19 protein-coding genes are annotated in these 18,455 nt (G+C 70.6%); 4 read left to right on the top strand and 15 right to left on the bottom strand.

The features are described from left to right. Positions 1-37 precede the first annotated feature (37 nt). The gene (locus ACWD3I_RS09380; protein WP_365401615.1) at positions 38-1,660 is read left to right on the top strand and encodes a fused response regulator/phosphatase; all 1,623 of its coding nucleotides are present in this window, start codon (positions 38-40) and stop codon (positions 1,658-1,660) included. Positions 1,661-1,726: 66 nt separating this feature from the next. Then, positions 1,727-2,080: a 5-carboxymethyl-2-hydroxymuconate Delta-isomerase gene (locus tag ACWD3I_RS09375; RefSeq protein WP_365401612.1), complete on the top strand. Its 354-nt coding sequence runs from the start codon at positions 1,727-1,729 to the stop codon at positions 2,078-2,080. Here ACWD3I_RS09375 and ACWD3I_RS09370 read toward each other — a convergent pair. The 5 genes from ACWD3I_RS09370 to ACWD3I_RS09350 all read right to left on the bottom strand — a co-directional run bounded on the left by ACWD3I_RS09370 (position 2,077) and on the right by ACWD3I_RS09350 (position 7,306). Further along, positions 2,077-2,766 (bottom strand): TetR/AcrR family transcriptional regulator, encoded by a 690-nt coding sequence (locus ACWD3I_RS09370; RefSeq protein ID WP_365401609.1) that lies wholly within the window; start codon positions 2,764-2,766, stop codon positions 2,077-2,079. The genes ACWD3I_RS09375 and ACWD3I_RS09370 overlap by 4 nt on opposite strands. A 56-nt stretch (positions 2,767-2,822) precedes the next feature. After that, a complete protein-coding gene (locus ACWD3I_RS09365) occupies positions 2,823-3,836 on the bottom strand; it encodes a PDR/VanB family oxidoreductase (protein WP_365401606.1) in 1,014 nt (337 codons plus the stop codon). Next, complete coding sequence (locus ACWD3I_RS09360; protein WP_365401603.1) at positions 3,836-4,723, bottom strand: metal-dependent hydrolase; 888 nt, start codon at positions 4,721-4,723, stop codon at positions 3,836-3,838. The genes ACWD3I_RS09365 and ACWD3I_RS09360 overlap by 1 nt, the downstream gene beginning before the upstream one ends. Positions 4,724-4,824: 101 nt before the next feature. Further along, positions 4,825-6,744, bottom strand: coding sequence for a hypothetical protein (locus ACWD3I_RS09355; RefSeq protein ID WP_365401600.1), 1,920 nt, complete (start codon positions 6,742-6,744; stop codon positions 4,825-4,827). A 49-nt stretch (positions 6,745-6,793) separates the two neighbouring features. After that, complete coding sequence (locus ACWD3I_RS09350; protein ID WP_365401597.1) at positions 6,794-7,306, bottom strand: tetratricopeptide repeat protein; 513 nt, start codon at positions 7,304-7,306, stop codon at positions 6,794-6,796. Between the two features lie 116 nt (positions 7,307-7,422). Between ACWD3I_RS09350 and ACWD3I_RS09345 the strand changes: the two genes are divergently transcribed. Further along, a complete protein-coding gene (locus tag ACWD3I_RS09345) occupies positions 7,423-7,836 on the top strand; it encodes a hypothetical protein (RefSeq protein ID WP_266893378.1) in 414 nt (137 codons plus the stop codon). A gap of 54 nt (positions 7,837-7,890) precedes the next feature. Here ACWD3I_RS09345 and ACWD3I_RS09340 read toward each other — a convergent pair whose 3' ends face one another. From ACWD3I_RS09340 to ACWD3I_RS09295, 10 genes are all read right to left on the bottom strand, one after another. After that, entirely contained in the window at positions 7,891-9,465 is a 1,575-nt protein-coding gene (locus ACWD3I_RS09340; RefSeq protein ID WP_365401594.1) for a DUF1996 domain-containing protein, read from the bottom strand. Positions 9,466-9,645: 180 nt separating this feature from the next. Next, positions 9,646-10,299 (bottom strand): LuxR C-terminal-related transcriptional regulator, encoded by a 654-nt coding sequence (locus ACWD3I_RS09335; RefSeq protein WP_266893382.1) that lies wholly within the window; start codon positions 10,297-10,299, stop codon positions 9,646-9,648. Then, entirely contained in the window at positions 10,284-11,549 is a 1,266-nt protein-coding gene (locus tag ACWD3I_RS09330) for a sensor histidine kinase (RefSeq protein WP_365401590.1), read from the bottom strand. The genes ACWD3I_RS09335 and ACWD3I_RS09330 overlap by 16 nt, the downstream gene beginning before the upstream one ends. Before the next feature lie 54 nt (positions 11,550-11,603). Continuing rightward, a complete protein-coding gene (locus ACWD3I_RS09325) occupies positions 11,604-12,629 on the bottom strand; it encodes an SDR family oxidoreductase (RefSeq protein ID WP_451084057.1) in 1,026 nt (341 codons plus the stop codon). A gap of 69 nt (positions 12,630-12,698) precedes the next feature. Then, the gene (locus tag ACWD3I_RS09320) at positions 12,699-13,271 is read right to left on the bottom strand and encodes a winged helix-turn-helix domain-containing protein (protein ID WP_365413673.1); all 573 of its coding nucleotides are present in this window, start codon (positions 13,269-13,271) and stop codon (positions 12,699-12,701) included. 299 nt (positions 13,272-13,570) lie between these two features. Then, positions 13,571-14,491: a DUF6891 domain-containing protein gene (locus ACWD3I_RS09315; protein WP_365413671.1), complete on the bottom strand. Its 921-nt coding sequence runs from the start codon at positions 14,489-14,491 to the stop codon at positions 13,571-13,573. Positions 14,492-14,578: 87 nt separating this feature from the next. Beyond that, positions 14,579-15,607 (bottom strand): glutamine synthetase, encoded by a 1,029-nt coding sequence (gene glnII, locus ACWD3I_RS09310; RefSeq protein WP_365413669.1) that lies wholly within the window; start codon positions 15,605-15,607, stop codon positions 14,579-14,581. A 351-nt stretch (positions 15,608-15,958) separates the two neighbouring features. Beyond that, positions 15,959-16,615 (bottom strand): RlpA-like double-psi beta-barrel domain-containing protein, encoded by a 657-nt coding sequence (locus ACWD3I_RS09305; protein WP_365413667.1) that lies wholly within the window; start codon positions 16,613-16,615, stop codon positions 15,959-15,961. Positions 16,616-16,712: 97 nt separating this feature from the next. After that, on the bottom strand, positions 16,713-17,504 hold the full coding sequence (locus tag ACWD3I_RS09300) for a hypothetical protein (protein ID WP_365413665.1): 792 nt from the start codon (positions 17,502-17,504) through the stop codon (positions 16,713-16,715). Between the two features lie 58 nt (positions 17,505-17,562). After that, on the bottom strand, positions 17,563-17,922 hold the full coding sequence (locus ACWD3I_RS09295; RefSeq protein WP_365413663.1) for an arsenate reductase family protein: 360 nt from the start codon (positions 17,920-17,922) through the stop codon (positions 17,563-17,565). A 174-nt stretch (positions 17,923-18,096) separates the two neighbouring features. On the opposite strand from ACWD3I_RS09295, the gene ACWD3I_RS09290 reads away from it, so the two are divergent. Then, positions 18,097-18,405, top strand: a complete 309-nt coding sequence (locus ACWD3I_RS09290; RefSeq protein ID WP_365413661.1) for a hypothetical protein — start codon at positions 18,097-18,099, stop codon at positions 18,403-18,405. Positions 18,406-18,455: the final 50 nt, after the last annotated feature.

The following is an 18,455-nucleotide window of genomic DNA, read 5'->3' as shown; positions in this document are numbered from 1 at the left end:
CGGGTCTGCCCCATCGTGCTGTCCAAGGGCTGAACACATGGACGTCAACGGAGACCTGACAGGCACGACCGTGATGGTCGTGGACGATGCGGAGGCAAGCCGGTACGCCATGAGCACCCTGCTGAGCCGTGCGGGCCACCGGGTCGTTCCGGTCGCCACCGGTCACGAGGCGCTCGCCGAACTCGACGATCGGCTGCGCAAGGGCACCCTGCCGGACGTGGCCCTCGTCGACGTGGGCCTGCCGGACATGAGCGGCTTCGAACTGTGCCGTCTGTTCAAGGAGCGGCCGCACACGGCCGGGCTGCCCGTCGTGCACTTCTCGGCCGCCAACGTGGCGCCGGTCGACTGCTGCGAGGGCCTGGACGCGGGGTTCGAGGCCTATCTGAGGGTGCCCGCCGAGCCCCTGGAGATCGAGGCCGTGGTCCGCGCCGCCGTGCGCAACGCCCAGGTGCGGGCCGACGACCGGGCGCTGGTACGACGGCTGACACTGCTGTCGGAGACGATCGTCACCATCCAGGCGGCGCGCTCCCTGCCGGAACTCACCGACGCGGCCGCCGAGGGCATCTCGCGGGTCACCGGCACCCCCGCCGCCGTCTTCGTGCTGGACCAGGACGACCGGCTGTACCGGGGCCTGTCCCGGGACCGCATCCGTGTCGCCCTGCCGGACGAGGGGGCCGACCGGGCGGTGGCCGCTCTGCTCCAGCGGCTCACCCGGGGACAGGCCGTCGGCGTACAGCTCACGACGGTGCCCTCGCCGCTGTGGCCGGCCGGGTACTTCCGGCCCGGCGTGGAGCACGATGCCCGGCTGGCGCTCGTCCGCACGCAGGACGGCAGGGCCACGGTGTGCCTGGCCGCGCCCGCGCGCGGGATGCGGAGGCTGGGACCCGAGCGCGAGAGCCTGCTCGCCCAGCTGACCCAGGCCACCGCGTTCGCCGCAGAACCGCTGCTCATGTACCAGGTGGAGCGGCATGTCGCCCTCACGCTCCAGCACAGCTTCCTGCCCCAGCCGCACAAGCTGCCCGAGCTGCCGGGCATGGACGTCGTGGTCCGCTATGTGCCCGCCTCCCCGGAGACCGAGATCGGCGGCGACTTCTACGCGGCGCTGCGTACCGACGAGGGTGTGCTCACCGCGGTCGGCGACGTCGTCGGGCACTCGCTGGACGCGGCGACCGTCATGGTGGAGCTCCGGCACGCGCTGCGCGCCTACGCCGTCGAGGACAGCGACCCCGCCGTGCTCGCGGAGCGCCTCGACCGGCTGCTCCAGCGCTACCACCCCGACCTCACCGCCACGGTCTGCCTGGCCCTGATCGACCCCGGCACCGGGCGCACCCTGATCGCCAACGCGGGTCACATCCCCCCGCTGATCGTCCGGGACACCGGCAGCGCCGACTACGTCAAGGCGGCCGGTCCGCTGCTCGGTGTCGGGCTGCCCCACCCGCCGACCACCGAGCTCTTCCTCGAACCCACCGACCGGCTCCTCATGGTCACCGACGGCCTGATCGAGACCCGGGGCACGGACCTCTCGGCCTCGATGGAGCACCTCCGCGCGGCCGCCGCCGGCTCCCTGCCCGGCCTGGACGCCCTGTGCGACACCCTGCTGGCCTCCTTCGGCCACGACCGGGAGGACGACATCGCGATGCTGGCGCTGCGGCTGCGGTGAGACGGTCCTGTGAGGGCTTTCGTACGACGGTTAGGGTGCCCTCGTCGACCTAGAACAGGAGTCCTCATGCCGCAGATCACCGTCGAACGCTCCCCGTATTTCGACCATGTCGACTGGGAGGAGTTCGCCCTGGCGCTGCACCCGGTCGTCGTCGAGACGGCCGCCGCGAAGCTCGAGGCGTGCAAGACCCGGGTGCTGCGCACCGAGGACGAGGCGGTCGGCGGCGAGAAGCAGAACCACGCGATCGTGAACGTCTCGATCGCCCTGCTCGCCGGACGGTCGGACGAGACCAAGGCGAAGCTCACCGAGGCCGTCGTGGACCTGTTGCGCAAGCACGTCGGGCCCGAGGACGGCGTCACCGTGCACCTCTCCGCCGAGGTACGCGACCTGGACGCGTCCTACACCAAGGCCGTGCTCTAGGACGCCAGCGCGATCAGCCGGGCCGCCAGGTCGGTAAAGGGGCCGTCGGTCGGCTCGTCCCTGAGCATGTGGCGCAGCAGCGCGGCCATCTCCTCGTCGTGGGCCGCGCTCACCGCGGCCAGGGCGGCGAAGTCGTGCACGAGCTGAACCTCCAGCTCGTCGCGCGGGATGCGCCGGCCGTCCAGCCAGATCAGCGCGGTCGACTCGGCGAGCGAGATCCAGGAGCGGATGATCAGTTCCAGCCGCGCGGGCGGGTTCTCCACCCGCAGATGCGAAAGGATCTGGTCATACGCGGCCTGCCGTACGGAGTCGATGAGCGCGTTGGTCGCCGAGGAGCCGACGGCCGGGCCGCCCCGCATCAGCGCCGCGAAACCGGGCCCGTGGTCGTCCACGAAGTCGAAGTACCGGCGCATCACCCGCAGCAGCCGCGTGCCCAGCGGCCCTTCCTGCGCCTCGACGAACCGGTCCGCCAGATCGTCGGCCGCACGCTTCAACGCGGCCTCGTAGAGGCTGAGTTTGCCGGGGAAGTAGTGGTAGACCAGCGGGCGGGAGATGCCTGCCGCGGTCGCTATCTCGTCGATGGAGACATCGTCGGGCGAGCGTTGGCTGAACAGTTCGAGGGCAACGCCGATCAGCTGCTGCCGCCGCTCCTCGACTCCCATTCTTCGCCGTACCCCGGTAGTCATGCGAACACCTTACCGATCGGATCCGGCCCGGAACGGCCCGGTCCGGACACGCGTGTTCACATATCCAGCACAAGTCGCTCACTTCGCGCGCGCGAAACGCAGATCAGCATCGAGTCCCCGCGCTCCGCGTCCGTCAGCAGCTCGTCCCGGTGGTCCACCTCGCCCTCCAGCACCCGCTGTTGGCAGGTCCCGCAGAAACCCTGCTCGCAGGAGTAGAGCGTGTTCGGCAGTTCCCGGCGCACCGCGGCCAGTACGGAGGAGTCCGCCGGGACTGTCAACGTCCGCCCGCTGCGCCGGAGTTCGACCTCGAACGCGGCGCCCGGCGCGGTGGCGCGGGGCGTGAACCGCTCCAGGTGCACCTGCGGGAACCGCTCCTCGACCGCCGCCATGAGCCCTTCGGGACCGCAGCAGTAGACGGCGGCCCCCTCGGGCACGTCCAGCGCGCCGAGTTCGGGCGCACCGGCGACGACGGTCACCTGGTCCAGTTCCTCGAGCTCCGCCACGAACGGCATCGACTCCCGTGACCGCCCGCAGTACAGCAACCGCCACTCCGCCCCGTCCGGCAGCGCCCGCAGCATCGGCAGGATCGGTGTGATCCCGATGCCGCCCGCGACGAAGACGTACGAGGACGCCTCGACGAGCGGGAAACGGTTGCGCGGCCCGCGCACCTCCAGCTCCATGCCCGCGGCCACCTGCTCGTGCACCTCGCGCGAGCCGCCCCGCCCGTCCGTCACCAGCCGGGTCGCCACGGTGTACGACGAGGTGTCCGCCGGGTCCCCGCACAGCGAGTACTGCCGGACAAGGCCGGACGGCAGGACGAGGTCCAGGTGCGCGCCGGGCTCCCAGCGTGGCAAGTCCCTTCCCTCCAGGCGCAGTTGCACGACCCCGTCGGCGGCCTCCTCGCGCGAGGCCACCAGCAGCCGCAGCGCCCGCGACCGGGGCCGCCCGGAGACCGGCTCGTCCAGCGCGGGCATCGGCCACAGCGGCGAGGCCCGGATACGGCGGCGCATCGATCGGCGGGTGAGGAACGCGGCCCCCGCGACGAGCGCGACGGTCAGCGGCTTCGGCATCACGCGGCCCCCTTCTCGGCCGCGAGGGCCGCGACGGCGGCGGGGGAGGAGGCCAGATAGGCGACGGCCTGCTCGGTGCACCCCTCCTGGGAGGGGTGGTAGGCGCGGCTCAGATAGCGCGGTATCGACCTGAGCATGTCGCCGGTCCCGGGCAGCACACCGCGCCGCCCCCGGACGTGGAAGTCCTTGAAGCTCGCCCTGCCGTCGGTCAGCGTCGGGTCGTTCGCCATGAAGAAGCGGGCCCCGCGCTGCCACAGGAACACCAGCGTCGTGAACGCCGTGGCCCAGGTGCGCACCCGGCGCCGGTAACTGCCGTCCACATGCTGGAAGAGGTCGAAGGCGACCGAGCGGTGCTCGACCTCCTCGGCGCCGTGCCAGCGCAGCAGGTCCAGCATGGTGGGATCGGCGCCTCGCCGGTCCAACTCCTTTGCGTTCAGCACCCAGTCGCCGAGGAAGGCGGTGTAGTGCTCGATGGCCGCGATGAGGGCCACGCGCTCCAGGAGCCACCACTTGCGCGCCTTGCCCGGCGGCAGGGTCCGGTCGCCGAGCAGCTTCTCGAAGAACCAGTCGATCTGCGCGGTGTAGGGCGTCGGATCGAGACCCAGCTCCTTCAGATGCGGCAGCACCTCGTCATGGGCCTGCGAGTGCATGGCCTCCTGGCCGATGAACCCGATGACGTCCTCGCGCAGTCGCTCGTCCCTGATGAGCGGCAGCACTTGCTTGTAGACGTGCACGAACCAGCGCTCGCCGGCCGGCAGCAGAAGATGGAGCACATTGATGGTGTGCGTGGTGAAGGGATCGCCGGGCACCCAGTGCAGCGGGGTGTCCTCCCAGGCGAAGGACACCTTCCGCGCCTTGAGCGGCACCCGGTCCGGCGTGTTAGACATGGCGTCAATGTACTGACGGGTAAGTCTTCCGGGAACCCTTGTGCACACTCTTGTTTACGTCAGTGTCAGCAAGCCCGTTCCCGACACGGCCCGCTCCCGGCCTACCGCAGCCCGTTGATCGACCGGCCGTCCTCCAGCGTCCCCTTCAGCCCGGCCTGCGCGCCTTCCTTCGTCTTCACGGTCAGCAGGTTGCCCCGGGCGGAGCCGCTGACCGCACCCGTCGCACCGACCGACGCCGTGTCCTTGCTGCCGGCCGCCAGCAGATACCAGTTGCCCGCCTCCGACTTCCACAGCACACCCGCCAGCACATGCGGGTCCCGCGGTCCGCACGCCGGGACGTTCTCGGCCTTCGCCGCGACCGCCCCGTACGCCCCGCCCGGTGTGCGGAACTGCGCCAGCACACGGGTGCCGCCACCACGCCAGGTCTCGGCGCGCGTGCACACCCAGTCCGCGGCACCGCTCGCGTCGGGCAGCCGCTGCTCGGCGTACGGCCACGCGTTCACCGTCCGTACGCCCGCCGAGCGCATCGCCGACAGGGAGCAGGCGTACGGCGCCCAGGTGCGCAGCGCCTCCGCGCCGGACGCCTCGTGGAGGGCGCCGGGGCGGCCGGTGGTGAGCCGGGCCGGGACCAGTTCGCCGAGGTCGCTCATCAGACGGGTGCCGCTGCGGTCGGTCAGCTGGAGGACGTTCCAGGACGTGCAGCTGCCGGTCTGCTGGGCGGGGCCGGCCAGCGGCGAGGTCACCCCGTCGGTCACGGTGAGGGCCATCGTGCCGGCGGAGGGCTTCAGAAGGTCCCGCTCGGCGGCCTTCGTCACCCAGGGCGCCATGAGATAGCGGACATTGCCGTCGGCCCGGCCCAGCACGACCGCGCTCGCCTCGGCCGACGTCGCCCCGTCGACCCGCGCGAAGTCGAGGGCCGCGCCCTGCGTGCCGTCCCTCGGCTCGGCGTAGCGGGCGATGCGCAGACCGTCGTAGAGGATCACCACGCGCGCGTTGTCGACGTTCCCGGCGTACAGGAGCTGGGCCGGTCCCGAGGGGCCGCCGGACGGGGTGGCGGGGGTCGCGGAGACCCGTACCGTCTCGCCGGGGCGGGCCCAGACGGCGAGGGCGCGGCGCAGCAGCGCGGTGTCGTCGGTGAGCTCGCCGCGGGCGGGCCACACGGAGAAGTCGTTGCGCGAGGCGGCCTGCCAGGCGGTGGCCGGGACCCTCGTCACCTGGCCCGGGTCGAGGGCGGCCTGGGCGGCCGGGTTCTGCGCGTACGCGGGAGCGGCCGCGCCGTCCGGCCCCCAGCCGTCGCCGGGCAGGCCGAGCAGTGCCCCGCACACGGTGACGGCCACGGCGGCGGCGAGCGCGGCCTTCATGTGCTGCCGGCGCCGCATCAGATCGGTGGGCCGGGCCTGGAGCGAGCAGGGGTCGAACTCGGCGGAGTCGAGGAGCGGGTACTGAGCCGGGACGGTGTCGGCCTCCTCCAGCGCCTCGTCCGGCTCCGCCGCACCGGCCGCCGTCAGTACCCGGCGGACATCGCCGTCCGGGAGCCGCTCCAGGCCGCGCAGTACGTAGGCGGCGCGGCCGGGGCCGGACAGGGCGGACAGTTTCTGGTCCAGGGCGAGTTCATCGGCCCCGCCCGAGCGGGGGAAGAGCCTGAGCCCCCACACCTGGGGGAGCAGCGGCGGCAGCTGGGAGCGCTTGGGCCACGCCTTGCGGGCCAGTGGCAGGCCCGCCTCCAGCGCCGTACGCAGCACTTGGAGGCGGACGAGGGCGTATCCGGGGTCGCCGTCGCGGCCGGTCGACTGGGCCGGGATGACGGGCGTGGAGGCACGGCCCCGGGGCAGGGCGCGCTGGGTGAGGGCGTGCGCGGTCAGGACCCGCCGGTTGCGGCCCAGGCTCGGCGGCAGCACCAGATAGGCGAGCCGGACGAGCCGTGGGTAGTGCTCGACGAGCGCGGCCTCGGCCTGTTCGACGTCGACGAACGGCTCGGGGGAGGCGGGTGCGGGGGGCGGGGCGACATCCTGTGACTGCACGTTCAGCAAAACGAGCGAATCGTTGGTTGGTCACCACCGTCCGGGTGGCTCAGCTCCCCGACGGATCCTCCGGCTCGACCAGCGCCCGCGCATAGTTGGCCATCGACCGCTGGTAGCGCGGCAGATGGGGGGCCAGCGCGCCCAGGACGAGCGAGAGGCCCTCGCGGTCCCGGCCGAGGCTGGACAGGCACAGTGCCAGACACGCTCGTACGGCGTCGTCCAACTCGTCCGAGGGGGCGTCCAGTTCGGGTGTCAGCAGCTTGACGCCCTCTTCGGCCTGTCCGATGTTCCGCAGCGAGCTGGACAGCTGGATCTTGGCGCGGCGGCCCTTGTAGCCGCTCAGCCCCAGCGCCAGCGCCTCGCGGTACAGCGGGGCCGCCTTGTCGGAGTGTCCGGTCGAGTCCCAGGCGCAGGCCCGCTCGAAGGGGCCGTCCGGGCTGCCGTCGGGTAGCTCGGCGACAAGCGCGTCGATCACCGCCCGGAAATCGGCGGCCCGGTCCTCGGGATACTCGTCGAAAGTGGCCCAGGCGGCCGTGATCTGCTGTTCCCAGTCCTCGTTCACCGGCACACTGTCGCACGGGTGTGCCCACGGAGACAGCGGATTTGAGCACACCTTGCCCCACAGCCGTATGGAAGGGGACGGGCACCCAGGCCCATGGGAAGGTTCCGGAGGAACAGATGAGGTTGACCCGATCGATGCTCGCGGTTGCCGCGGCGGCTCTTGTACTGACCGGCTGCGGCTCCGGTGGCGACGACGACAAGGCCGCCGTACCGGAGACGGCGACCGGCAGCCTCGAGCACCTGGCCGCCGAGGTGGGCTGCGCTCCGACCATCCAGATCGACGCCGACGAGATCCGCCAGGCCTCGTGCCGCAAGAGCGACGCCGACGGCAAGTTCATCCTGGCCACCTTCGCCACCGACCGCGGCCAGCGCGAGTGGATCAACGGGGCCAAGGACTACGGCGGCCACTACCTCGTCGGCCGCAAGTGGATCGCCGTCGGCGAGACCAAGACGGTGACCACCCTGCGCGCCACGCTCGGCGGCGACATCGAGGAGGGCCAGGACCACACCGCGCACTCCGGCAGTCACTGAGCACGAGAAAGCCGGCGGTGGGAAATCCCACCGCCGGCTTTCTCATGCGCTAGCTCACTGGCACTTCTTGCCGGTGTTGATGCAGTTGACCAGCTTGTTCATCGTGTTCGCGGAGAAGAAGTTGATGAAGTCGTTGTGGTCGGTGATCGGCTTGTGCAGGTTCTCCGGGAAGGTGTCCACCGCGTACGGGTTCACGACCGTCCCGTTCTCGATGGTCGGGGCCGGAACGTTGTAGACCAGCCGGACCTGGAGCTGCGGGATCGCCTTGAAGTTGTTCGCGCAGGTGCCGTCGGCCTGGACGAACGCCACGTGGGTGCGGTGGTTGGCACTGTCGATGTTCTGACCGTCCCAGCAGCTCTGGAAGTTGGTCGTGCGCACCACCTGGCTGCCCTGCGGGCAGATCGGGTACTTGTCCTCGAGCTGGACCTTGTTCTCGAAGCCGGTGCAGCTCCAGTTCACGTTGGCGTTGGCGTTGCCGTTGACGAACGCCTTGGCGTCACCGGTGATGATGCGCAGGGCCGTCGGCATCGCGACGACGTTGCCCTTCTTGTTGCCGACGAACTTCAGCTGCGCCTGCGCGGGCTGGAGGATCTTGCCCACGTTGCCCTCGGTGCCACCGCCGGCCGCGTTCTGGTCGAAGTCCTGCGTACCGTCCTGCAGTCGCAGCACCGGCCAGAAGTACGACGACTTGTCGCCCTGGTTCTGGCAGGTGGTCTGTGCCCCGGCCAGTTCCTGGTCGCTCGCGAACGCGTCGTTGCTCTGGTTGCCGACGTAGTCGTGCAGGTGGTGAGCACCGTTGGAGACACCGGGCGCCACGATCACGTTGTCCGTGTTGTGGTTGTCGTTCCCGTTGGTGCCGCACTTGGTGGTGAAGGTGCCTCGCGAACCCGACCGGCCGTTCGCCGCGAGCCCGTTGGCGCCCACACCCAGCTGGGCGTTGGCCTGGACCTGCGTGATGTCCACGAAGTCGGCGGCCGTCGGGCCGTTGCCTCCCTGGCCGTTCTGCTGGCCGTTGCCCTGGTCCTGACCCTGGTCCTGGCCGTTGTCCTGGCCCTGGTCCTGACCGTCGCCCTGCTGCTGACCGTCGCCCTGCTGCTGGCCGCCGCCGTTCTGCTGACCGCCGTTGTTCTGGCCGGTCTCGCCGTCGTTGGTCTGCGGCTGCTCGGCCGGGACGCCGGTGCATCCGGCGAGCTGGCCCAGGTTGGTGTTGGCGCCGCCGGCGCGCTGGATGTTGATCCGGATCCGGTCCAGAGCCGCGGTCCGCTTGTCCTTGAGCGGGCCGAGGATCGCGTTCTGGACGAATCCGGAATCGTTCGACTGGGCCTGGCGCGTGGAGGCGAGCCGGGCGTAGGCCTCGGTGATCTGCTTGTCCAGGTTCGCCAGCTCCGTACTCACGCCGGACCGGGCCCCGTTCGGGACGTTCGTCAGCTTCTGACCGACGTCCGGGCACTGGATCGTGGCGATCTGTGCCCCGGCGGCCTTCACCTGGTTCTGACCGGACCCCGACTCATGCGCCGAGGCGTAGAAGTTCGCCCATACAAGCCCGCCCCCACCGAGCGCTAGGGCTGCCGACCCGGCCACGACCTTGGTGGTCATCGACGTACGGCGTTTGCGAATGTTGCGTCCCATGGAACTCCTCTGACTTCCTTGCGGGGCGTCGAGTCGCCCGACAGGAGTGAAGCGGCGTCGTTCCATACGGACGTGACCCCAGGGGTGTTCAGTCGCCTCACAAACAAATCAGAGGATTACTCGGCTGCCGGGCATCAACAATCCCCTGAACAGCGGAGGTTACAGAAAATCAGCAACCGTTCACCGGCCCTGGTCCAGATAGGCGAGGACCGCAAGAACGCGTCGATTGTCGTCGTCCGACACCTCGAGGTCCAGTTTGGTGAAGATGTTGGAGGTGTGCTTGGCAATGGCCCGTTCTGTGACGACGAGCTGTCCCGCGATCGCCGCGTTGGACCGGCCCTGCGCCATCAGCTCCAGCACCTCCAGCTCCCGTGGGGTCAGCCGGCCCAGCGGCTGGTCCGCGGCGGCCCGCCGGGACAGCAACTGCTGGATCACCTGAGGGTCCATCGCGGTGCCGCCCGCCGCCACCCGGTGCACGGCGTCCACGAACTGTGCCGCGTCGAACACCCGGTCCTTCAGCAGATACCCCACCGCGCCGGTACCGTCGGCCAGCAACTCGCGCGCGTACAGCTGCTCCACGTGCTGCGACAGCACCAGCACCGGAAGCCCGGGCCGCGCCCGACGGGCGTCGAGCGCACACTGCAGGCCCTCGTCGGTGTGCGTGGGAGGCAGTCGTACGTCGACCACGGCGACGTCCGGCTCCAGCTCGGCCAGCGCGCGGGCGAGCTCGGGGCCGGACTCGACGGCCGCGGCGATCTCGAAGTCGTGGGCTTCCAGCAGCCGGACCAGTCCGTCGCGCAGGAGGAACAGGTCTTCGGCTAGGACAACACGCAAGGGATCTCCATGGTCACCATGGTGGGACCGCCCGCGGGGCTGCTGACGGCCAGGACGCCGTCGAATGTACCCAGCCGGCGCTCGACCCCGGCCAGACCCGAGCCCGCCCCGATCGCCGCGCCGCCCTTGCCGTCGTCGGTGACGGTGATCCGCAGCATGCCCTCGGTGTGGTGCAGGTCGATCCAGAGCCGGTCGGCGCCGGAGTGCTTCACGGCGTTGGTGAGGACCTCGCTGATCGCGAAGTACGCCGCCGCCTCGACCGGCGCGTCCGCCCGCCCGGGCAGCTCCACCGTGACCTCGGAGGGCAGCGGCAGCCGCAGCGCCAACGCCTTCACGGCGTCCCCCAGTCCGCGCTCGGCCAGCACCGGCGGATGGATGCCGCGGACCAGGTCGCGCAGTTCGGCCAGGGCGTCGACGGAGGACTTGCGGGTCTGCGCGAGCAGCTCCTTGGCTTTCCCCGGGTCCTTGTCGAGGAGCATCTCGATGGTGCCCAGGTCCATGCCCATGGCGACCAGCCGGGCCTGCGCCCCGTCGTGCAGATCCCGCTCGATGCGCCGCAGTTCGGCGGCGGAGGTGTCCACGGCATCGCGCCGCGTCTCGGTCAGCACCCGCACCCGCTCGGCGAGCTCACCCTGGCCGGCACCGAGAACGGCCTTGGTGAGCCGGAAGTGCACCTGGAGCGCCCGGGGCGCGAAGAAGTGGCCGAAGAAGAGGATGACGAGCCCGAGGGCGGCGGCGGCCAGCGCCGAGGCCTGTCCGGTGACGGGGACGAACCCGTACCAGTACCCGTCGGGGAACACCCGCCACAGCCCCGCCGCCAGCGCGAACCCCTCCAGGGGGTAGAGCACGAGCACGGCCGGCAGCAGCGCGGTGACGAAGCCCGCCGTCATGTCGACCGGCAGCCACCGGAAGTCCCGCCAGGTCGCCGGGTCCCGCAGCATGCCGAAGGTGCGTGTCCACGGGTTGGCGTCCTCGGGGATCGGCCGGTACGCCGACGGGATCCGCACCCCGCCCCACTCGGCGGCGAGCACCCGCCGCCAGTCCGCGAACGCCCGTACGCCGGTCAGCACCCATGGTGTGGTGACGATCCCGACCCCGATCGGGATCAGCGCGAAGGACACCAGGGAGAGCGTGAAACAGAGCACGGCCCCCGGCAGCGCCACCAGCGCCAGCCCCAACCCCCGAACCGCCGCCCGCCCCATGCCTTTTGCCCCTGTGCGACCGCTGTCGCGCTGTGTCTCGATGTCCATGGCAGCCAGTCTGGCCGAGGGAGGCGGGCGGGGGCACGGGGCTTGACCACCGGGTCAGGGGGTGGTGCTGGGTACACCCCCGCCGAGGCCCAGCACCTTCGCCTCCACCGCCGGGTCCAGCCCCACCGCGGGCCGGTCGGGCCGCTGTGGCGCGGTGCCGCCGATCTCCCGCAGCCAGCTCCAGGTGTCGGCCACGGTTTCCTCGACCGGCCGGCAGCGCAGCCCCGCCCCGACGGCCCGCGAGACGTCGGCACCGTGCAGCGCGGCCTCCAGATCACTGCCCGGCGGCACCCACACCGGCAGCTGGGTCCACGGCTCGATCCCGGCGCCGAGCACCACGTCCGGGTCGGTCCACCGCAGGTCGGCGGCGCCTCCGGTCACCTTCGCGCAGGCGTCGAGGAGCGCGCCCATGGTGGTGTGCCCGCGCTCGCTCATCAGGTTGTACGGCCCGCTCAGCTCCCGCTCCACCCCGTCCAGGATCCACTCGGCGAGGTCGCGGACATCGACGTACTGCAGCGGCAGATCCCGCGGCCCGGGCGCCAGCACCGGACCGCCGCGCGCGATCCGGGTCAGCCACCACGGCAGCCGCCCGATGTTCTCGTACGGCCCGATCAGCAGCCCCGACCGGACGAGCAGCGAGCGGTCCGCGCCGAAGACCTCGGTCGCGGCCAGCTCGCCGCCCAGCTTGTCGCGGGCGTAGTCGCTCTGCCCGGAGTCGGACGAGGCGCCCTCCACCAGGGGAGCGTCCTCGGTGTAGCCGACGGGCGGCGCCCAGGCGTACACCGAGCAGCTCGACACATACACGTACCGCCCGACGCGGTCCCGCAGCAGCCGTGCGGCGTCACGCACCGCGGACGGTGCCGCCGACCAGGTGTCGACGACGGCGTCCCAGGAGCCGCCGCTCCCGGCGAGTGCGGCGAGCCCGTCGGGCGTGGTGCGGTCGCCGTGCAGCGACCGCACCCCGGCCACGGGTGTGTGCCGTCCCCGATGGAAGACGGTCACGTCCCAGCCGCGCCCGAGGGCCGCCTCGACGACGGCCCGTCCCGCGAACTCCGTACCACCCAGCACCAGAAGTCTCATGTCACAGACTCTGCACGCCGAAGCGGCCGTACGGGACGGATCTCTGCCGTCAGCAGAGGACCGGTGCCGTCAGCGCCCGGTCGGCGGGGAGTACTTGTAGCCGACCCGGCGGATCGTCTGGATGGCCTGGCGGTTCTCGGCGCCCAGCTTGCGGCGCAGCCGCGCGATGTGGACGTCGACGGTACGGCCGTCGCCCACATGTCCGTAGCCCCACACCGTGGTGACCAGCTGGTCGCGGGTGTGCACCCGGTGCGGGTGCGCGACGAGATGGGCGAGGAGTTCGAACTCGAGGTAGGTGAGGTCGAGTTCCGCGCCGTTCACCTCGGCGGTGCGCTGCACGGTGTCGATACGGACGAGCGGGTCGCCGTCGGCCTCGCCGGCCTCGCCGGCCTGGCCCGCCGGGTCCGGCAGGAGGGGCGGCTGCTGGTCGGCCGGGACGAGCACCAGGTAGCCGATCATCGGCGGCTGACCCGGCAGGGTGGGCAGGGTGTGCTGCGGTGCGGGCAGCCAGGTGGCGCCGGGCGGCAGGAAGTCCACCACGCCGGGGACGTCGTCCGGGCCGACGGCCCGGAGTCGATGCCGTGCGCCGCTCTCGGACGGGGTGGGGAGAGTGGCGGTGGACAGGGAACGAGTGGTCGCCATGAGAAGTCAGCTCTTTTCGCGCGAGGAGGTTCGTCGGTGGACGTACGTCGACTGCGCGCTGGCCGAAGGCCGAAGGGGTGTACGGCTTTAGAGGGCCCGCGCGTTCACCGCGCGGCAACACACCCGGTCGAAGTCATGGTGCTGACGAGAGGGCCAGAACGGCTCGAGGTCATGGCGACCTGTCGCGCTGGGGTTCTGGAAGCTGGCCATGCGCTCATTGAAGCAGACACAGGCCCGCAACAGGAGACTCCTCTCACTGCTTGGACGCTTCCTCGACGTGAAATCGAGCGTGGTGTGCCTCACCCCACCAGGCGTTTGCGCCAGACCAGGGGAGTGACGGTGATGGTCTTGTCCGCACTGCCGTCCCACTCCGTGGACAACCCGGCGGCATCGAGAGCGGCGACGATCTTGCGGCCCACGGCGGCGGTGGCCTCCGGGCTGTTGTCGATGTCTCCGTAGTAGAGGGTGAGTTCGTCGTGCTCGGCCGCGCTACGGGTGCACTGGTAGTGGAAGAAGACGAACCCCCGGGCGCCCGCGTCCGCCATCTCGGCGCCGATCTCCGCCTTCCCGCAGCCGCCGCAACAGGTGAAGTTCTCCCGCGCGACGACGCCGTCCTTCTCCAGCGCGGCGAACGCCCGCTCCAGGCGGTCCGGGTCGGTCGGCCCTGACCAGGTCTCCTGCTCCTCGACCCGCTCCAGCCACAGCCGCTCGACGATCGGGCGGGCCTGGGCGGTGGTGAGCCGGTCCTCCACCATGTACACGGTCTCGCGGATGATCTCCTTGATGCCGAGATAGCCGTCGGCGAGCGTCTCGCGCACGTACTTCTCGGCCTGCGCGGCGACCTCCGGGTCGGGCGGAGGCACCTCCTGGGGCGCCGCGAGCTCGTCGCGGTGCCAGGTGACCGAGGCGTCCCAGTCCTTCTCCTGCCGTGCCCAGCGCGCCATGACGTCCGCGACGAGGTCCGGGTCCGTCACCTCGGTCACCCACATGTGGGGGACGGAGCCGGTGCGGTGCTGGAACTCGTAGACCCCACCCGGCTCGTGGGCGACCTGGATGAACACCGCCGGCCGGTCCGGTATCCGCTGCACGATCAGGAAGTGATCGCCGCCGCCCCCGATCCGGTGCACCAGTTCACGCAGGCGTGCGGCCGAAATCCGTGTGTGCGTCTCGTTGTTCTCCGTCTCGACCTTGATGTCGAGCGGGCCCCCGTCGATCTCCATGCCCCCACCTTCGCACGTCCCGCTGACAACGCACCGAGGGGCGCCCACCGAAGGTGGACGCCCCTCAAGAAGCTACTGGTCGGCGGATCAGACCTGACCGGCCTTCTCCAGCGCGGAGCAGCACGTGTCGACGATCAGACGCGTCACCAGGTACGGGTCGACGTTGGCGTTCGGACGGCGGTCCTCGATGTAACCCTTGCCGTCCTTCTCGACCTGCCACGGGATACGGACCGAGGCGCCACGGTTGGAGACACCGTAGGAGTACTCGTTCCACGGGGCGGTCTCGTGCAGACCGGTCAGACGGTCGTCGATGCCGGCGCCGTAGTTCTTGACGTGGTCCAGCGGCTTGGAGCCCTCACCGAGCGACTCGGCGGCGGTGATGATCGCCTCGTACGTCTCGCGCATCGCCTTGGTGGAGAAGTTGGTGTGCGCGCCCGCGCCGTTCCAGTCGCCCTTGACCGGCTTCGGGTCCAGGGTGGCCGAGACGCCGAAGTCCTCGGCGGTGCGGTAGAGCAGCCAGCGGGCGACCCACAGGTGGTCGGAGACCTCCAGCGGGGAGACCGGGCCGACCTGGAACTCCCACTGACCGGGCATGACCTCGGCGTTGATGCCGGAGATCGCCAGACCCGCCTTCAGGCAGTTGTCCAGGTGCGCCTCGACGACGTCACGGCCGAAGATCTCGTCGGCGCCGACACCGCAGTAGTAGCCGCCCTGGGGGGCCGGGAAGCCGCCCTTGGGGAAGCCGAGCGGGTAGCCGTCCTTGAAGAAGGTGTACTCCTGCTCGATGCCGAAGATCGGCTCCTGAGCGGCGAACTTCTCGGCGACCTCGGCCAGCGCGGCACGGGTGTTGGAGGAGTGCGGCGTGAAGTCGATGTTGAGGACCTCACACAGGACCAGGATGTCGTCGCCGCCACGGATCGGGTCCGGGCAGGTGAACACCGGCTTGAGCACGCGGTCGGAGGAGTGCCCCTCGGCCTGGTTCGTGGAGGAACCGTCGAAGCCCCAGATCGGCAGCTCGGCGCCCTTGGCGGAGTCGGCGAGTATCTTGGTCTTCGAGCGAAGCTTGGCCGTCGGCTCGGTGCCGTCGATCCAGATGTACTCAGCCTTGAAGGTCACGGGACACATCCTTCGGGGTGGGTCTCTAGGCGCATGTGCGGGTGCTGCGGCGCTGCGGCACTGAAACGCCGCGCTTGATGCCCGGCAGCCTGTCAACAGGCGATTTCCCGATCATTGCTCCAATGTGAACCCCGTGTTACCTGGTGGTTCTGTGGCGCGTCTCACCTCGTGAGGGCGGCCGCTGTGCGGAAGCCGACACGGAAAGCCGACAGAAACCCCTGTTCACGGCTGCGCGGCGGCGCAGTGCGACGGCTCGTATGCGATGCGGTTGCCGAAGACATGTCGGTCCTGCTGCTCGTGGCCGCGAACAGCAGGACCTGTGACACGTACGAGATTCCTACGCCGTCGGCATCACCCCACCTTCTCGATCAGAGCCCGTCGGATCAGGAACTTCCCGGGCTCGCGGACCTGCTCGAAAGCGGCGTTGTTCAGCAAGGCGCAGCTGCCGGAGACCGAAGTGACCTCCACCGTCGTGGACTTGTTGTTGTCCAGGTTGGTGACCTTCAGCTTGGTCCCCGCCGGGAACTGGTTGCTGGAGGCGGCAGGCGCCCCGCCCTCTCCGGAGAGGGTGACGGTGGAGCCGTTGCAGACCTGCCGGCCCGAGGCGCCGGCCGGTGCACTCGGTGCCGCACTCGGGGCCGCGCTCGCCGCAGCGCTCGGCGTGGCCGGCTGTGCCGCCTGGGAGTCCTGAGCCGACTCCCCAACGGCGCACCCGGACGCCTCTTGCTGCACCTTGATCTGTGCGATGACGGCCTCACGGTTGGCGATCCGGGCCGTGGACTGCGCGTCCGGAGCGGCCCGTTGGCCGTCGATGAACTTCTGGTTGTTGCCGAGGGCGGTGGCGAGTCCCTGGCAGACGACCGAGTCGGCCTTGGTCTGCACATTCTGCGGAGCCTGCGAGGCGTTCGAGGTGCTCGCCATGACGAAGGCCCCGCCACCCGCCACCGCGGCCGCACCGACGAACAGCGCGACCTTCTTGCCCGTACTGACAGTTCTCCTACGCGACATGCGCGCCTCCTGAAGAGGTCGGGGAGCGTACGCCGCTATGTACGAGATACCGAACGAGGTTACTCAGCGGTTACAGGAGTCACTGAAGTAACCTGCGTCACACGGAACTTGGATCCTCGTACGCCACCACGTTGTCGTCGGCGTACTGGAGGAGATCCTCGGTCTCCTCGGTGATCACGGCCTCGTCGGTCTCCGCCCCGTCCCCCCACTGTCCGTTGGCGAACACCACGGACCGCACGGTCATCAACCGCCGGAACACCCCGGCCGACCCGGGCGGCACGATCGGCAGCCCCGCCTCCGGCGGCGGATCGAGCGACACCACCTGATAGGTCACCGGGTCCATCGAGGCCATCGCGAACACCTTCGAGGCGTCCTGGACGGTCCGGAAGCTCAGCACGGTCACCGTCACCTGCGACCGCCGCTCGGTGTCCGTGAACAGCGCGGCGGTCAGCCGCTCGCACCCCTGCCCCTCTTGGATCAGCGCGGCCAGCTCCGGTGACATGCCCTCGGAGCAGTCGGTGGTGGTGGCCAGGTCGACGCGCTCGTACCGGGAGCCGTCGTCGAGGCGCACGCTCTTCGCGGGGAAGGCCTGCTCCGGGCGGATCACGGGCCGGGAGAGCAGGGAGGGCAGCGCGGACGGGGCGCCGGAGGGCAGGGACGCGGTGACGGACGCGGCCGCCGACGACGGGGGAGCGGCCGCCTCCCCGTCACCGTCTCCGCCCGTGTACAGCACGGCTCCCGCGGTGATCGCCGCGACGAGGACGACACCCGTCCCCGCGGCCACCGCGCGCCGGGTGCGCCGGCGTCGACGTATCCGCTCCTGCTCGACCACCCACTGGGTGTACGGGTCCACGGCCCCGTACGGCGTTCCTTGATCACCGAAGGTCATGGCGGCGGAGGGTAACAGCGTCGAGGCCCCGAACTCCCGCTGCCGGACAATCGCCTGCTTACCGGGACAGAGCATCCCGTACGGCTTCGTCGGTGCGGCCGACCACCGCCGTTCCGTCCTCCGCCGTGATGATCGGCCGCTGGATGAGCTGGGGATGCTCGGAGAGCGCCTTGATCCAGCGGTCCCGCGTCGACTCGTCCCGGGCCCATTCCTTGAGCCCGAGCTCCTTGGCGGCGGCCTCCTGGGTGCGGGTGATGTCCCACGGTTCGAGGCCGAGGCGGTCGAGTACGTCCTTGATCTCGGCCTCGCTCGGTACGTCCTCCAGGTAGCGGCGGACGGTGTAGTCGGCGCCCTCGGCGTCGAGCAGGGTGAGGGCGCTGCGGCACTTGGAACAGGCCGGGTTGATCCAGATCTCCATGCCGCCCACGGTACGCGAAAACCCGTTCTCCACCTGGGTCACAGCGGCCCCGAAAGCCCTTGTGGCCAGGGCCTTTTGTCAGTGGCGGAGGGTAGAATAGTAGAAGTGTTCGAGGGTGTTGCGGGGGGCGTCGTGGCCCCCCGTGGACGCCCTGACCGCGACAGGAGGATGCCTGTGCCCGCTGCCGCACTGAAGCCGTTGCCCACCCAGTCGACCGCTCAGCACCCGGTGTTGCTGGACCTGCCGTACGCGCCCGTGGAGAAGCGCGCACTGCCGCCCGGACGCCCGCGCGAGTGGTACATCACGCACAACCGCCGCCTCAAGGCGATGCGGCTCGCCATCGCCCTGCTCGACTCGGGCGTCTATCTGCCCGACCAGGCCCGCAACGAGACGATACGGACCACGGCGGAGACGATCGGCGTCCATCCGCCGTCGGACACGACGTGCCACATGGTGCGGGCGCTGATGCGTTACGCGCGGTGAGCCATGGCGCCGGGTACCCCGTGCCGCTCGGGGCACCCGGCGCCGTCTCG

This window comes from Streptomyces sp. NPDC002817, from assembly GCF_053592055.1.
Note: the sequence above shows the minus strand (reverse complement) of the source record. Positions and strands in the feature narration are given on the sequence as shown.

Excerpts from the sequence above, each read along its gene's own strand:
- ACWD3I_RS09315 (WP_365413671.1), bottom strand. The coding sequence starts at position 14,491 with ATGGAGATCGACGGGGGCCCGCTCGACATCAAGGTCGAGACGGAGAAC.
- ACWD3I_RS09360 (WP_365401603.1), bottom strand. The coding sequence starts at position 4,723 with ATGTCTAACACGCCGGACCGGGTGCCGCTCAAGGCGCGGAAGGTGTCC.
- ACWD3I_RS09295 (WP_365413663.1), bottom strand. The coding sequence starts at position 17,922 with ATGGAGATCTGGATCAACCCGGCCTGTTCCAAGTGCCGCAGCGCCCTC.
- ACWD3I_RS09340 (WP_365401594.1), bottom strand. The coding sequence starts at position 9,465 with ATGGGACGCAACATTCGCAAACGCCGTACGTCGATGACCACCAAGGTC.
- ACWD3I_RS09325 (WP_451084057.1), bottom strand. The coding sequence starts at position 12,629 with ATGAGACTTCTGGTGCTGGGTGGTACGGAGTTCGCGGGACGGGCCGTC.
- ACWD3I_RS09345 (WP_266893378.1), top strand. The coding sequence starts at position 7,423 with ATGAGGTTGACCCGATCGATGCTCGCGGTTGCCGCGGCGGCTCTTGTA.
- ACWD3I_RS09370 (WP_365401609.1), bottom strand. The coding sequence starts at position 2,766 with ATGACTACCGGGGTACGGCGAAGAATGGGAGTCGAGGAGCGGCGGCAG.
- ACWD3I_RS09375 (WP_365401612.1), top strand. The coding sequence starts at position 1,727 with ATGCCGCAGATCACCGTCGAACGCTCCCCGTATTTCGACCATGTCGAC.
- ACWD3I_RS09365 (WP_365401606.1), bottom strand. The coding sequence starts at position 3,836 with ATGCCGAAGCCGCTGACCGTCGCGCTCGTCGCGGGGGCCGCGTTCCTC.
- ACWD3I_RS09300 (WP_365413665.1), bottom strand. The coding sequence starts at position 17,504 with ATGACCTTCGGTGATCAAGGAACGCCGTACGGGGCCGTGGACCCGTAC.
- ACWD3I_RS09320 (WP_365413673.1), bottom strand. The coding sequence starts at position 13,271 with ATGGCGACCACTCGTTCCCTGTCCACCGCCACTCTCCCCACCCCGTCC.
- ACWD3I_RS09305 (WP_365413667.1), bottom strand. The coding sequence starts at position 16,615 with ATGTCGCGTAGGAGAACTGTCAGTACGGGCAAGAAGGTCGCGCTGTTC.
- ACWD3I_RS09380 (WP_365401615.1), top strand. The coding sequence starts at position 38 with ATGGACGTCAACGGAGACCTGACAGGCACGACCGTGATGGTCGTGGAC.
- ACWD3I_RS09330 (WP_365401590.1), bottom strand. The coding sequence starts at position 11,549 with ATGGACATCGAGACACAGCGCGACAGCGGTCGCACAGGGGCAAAAGGC.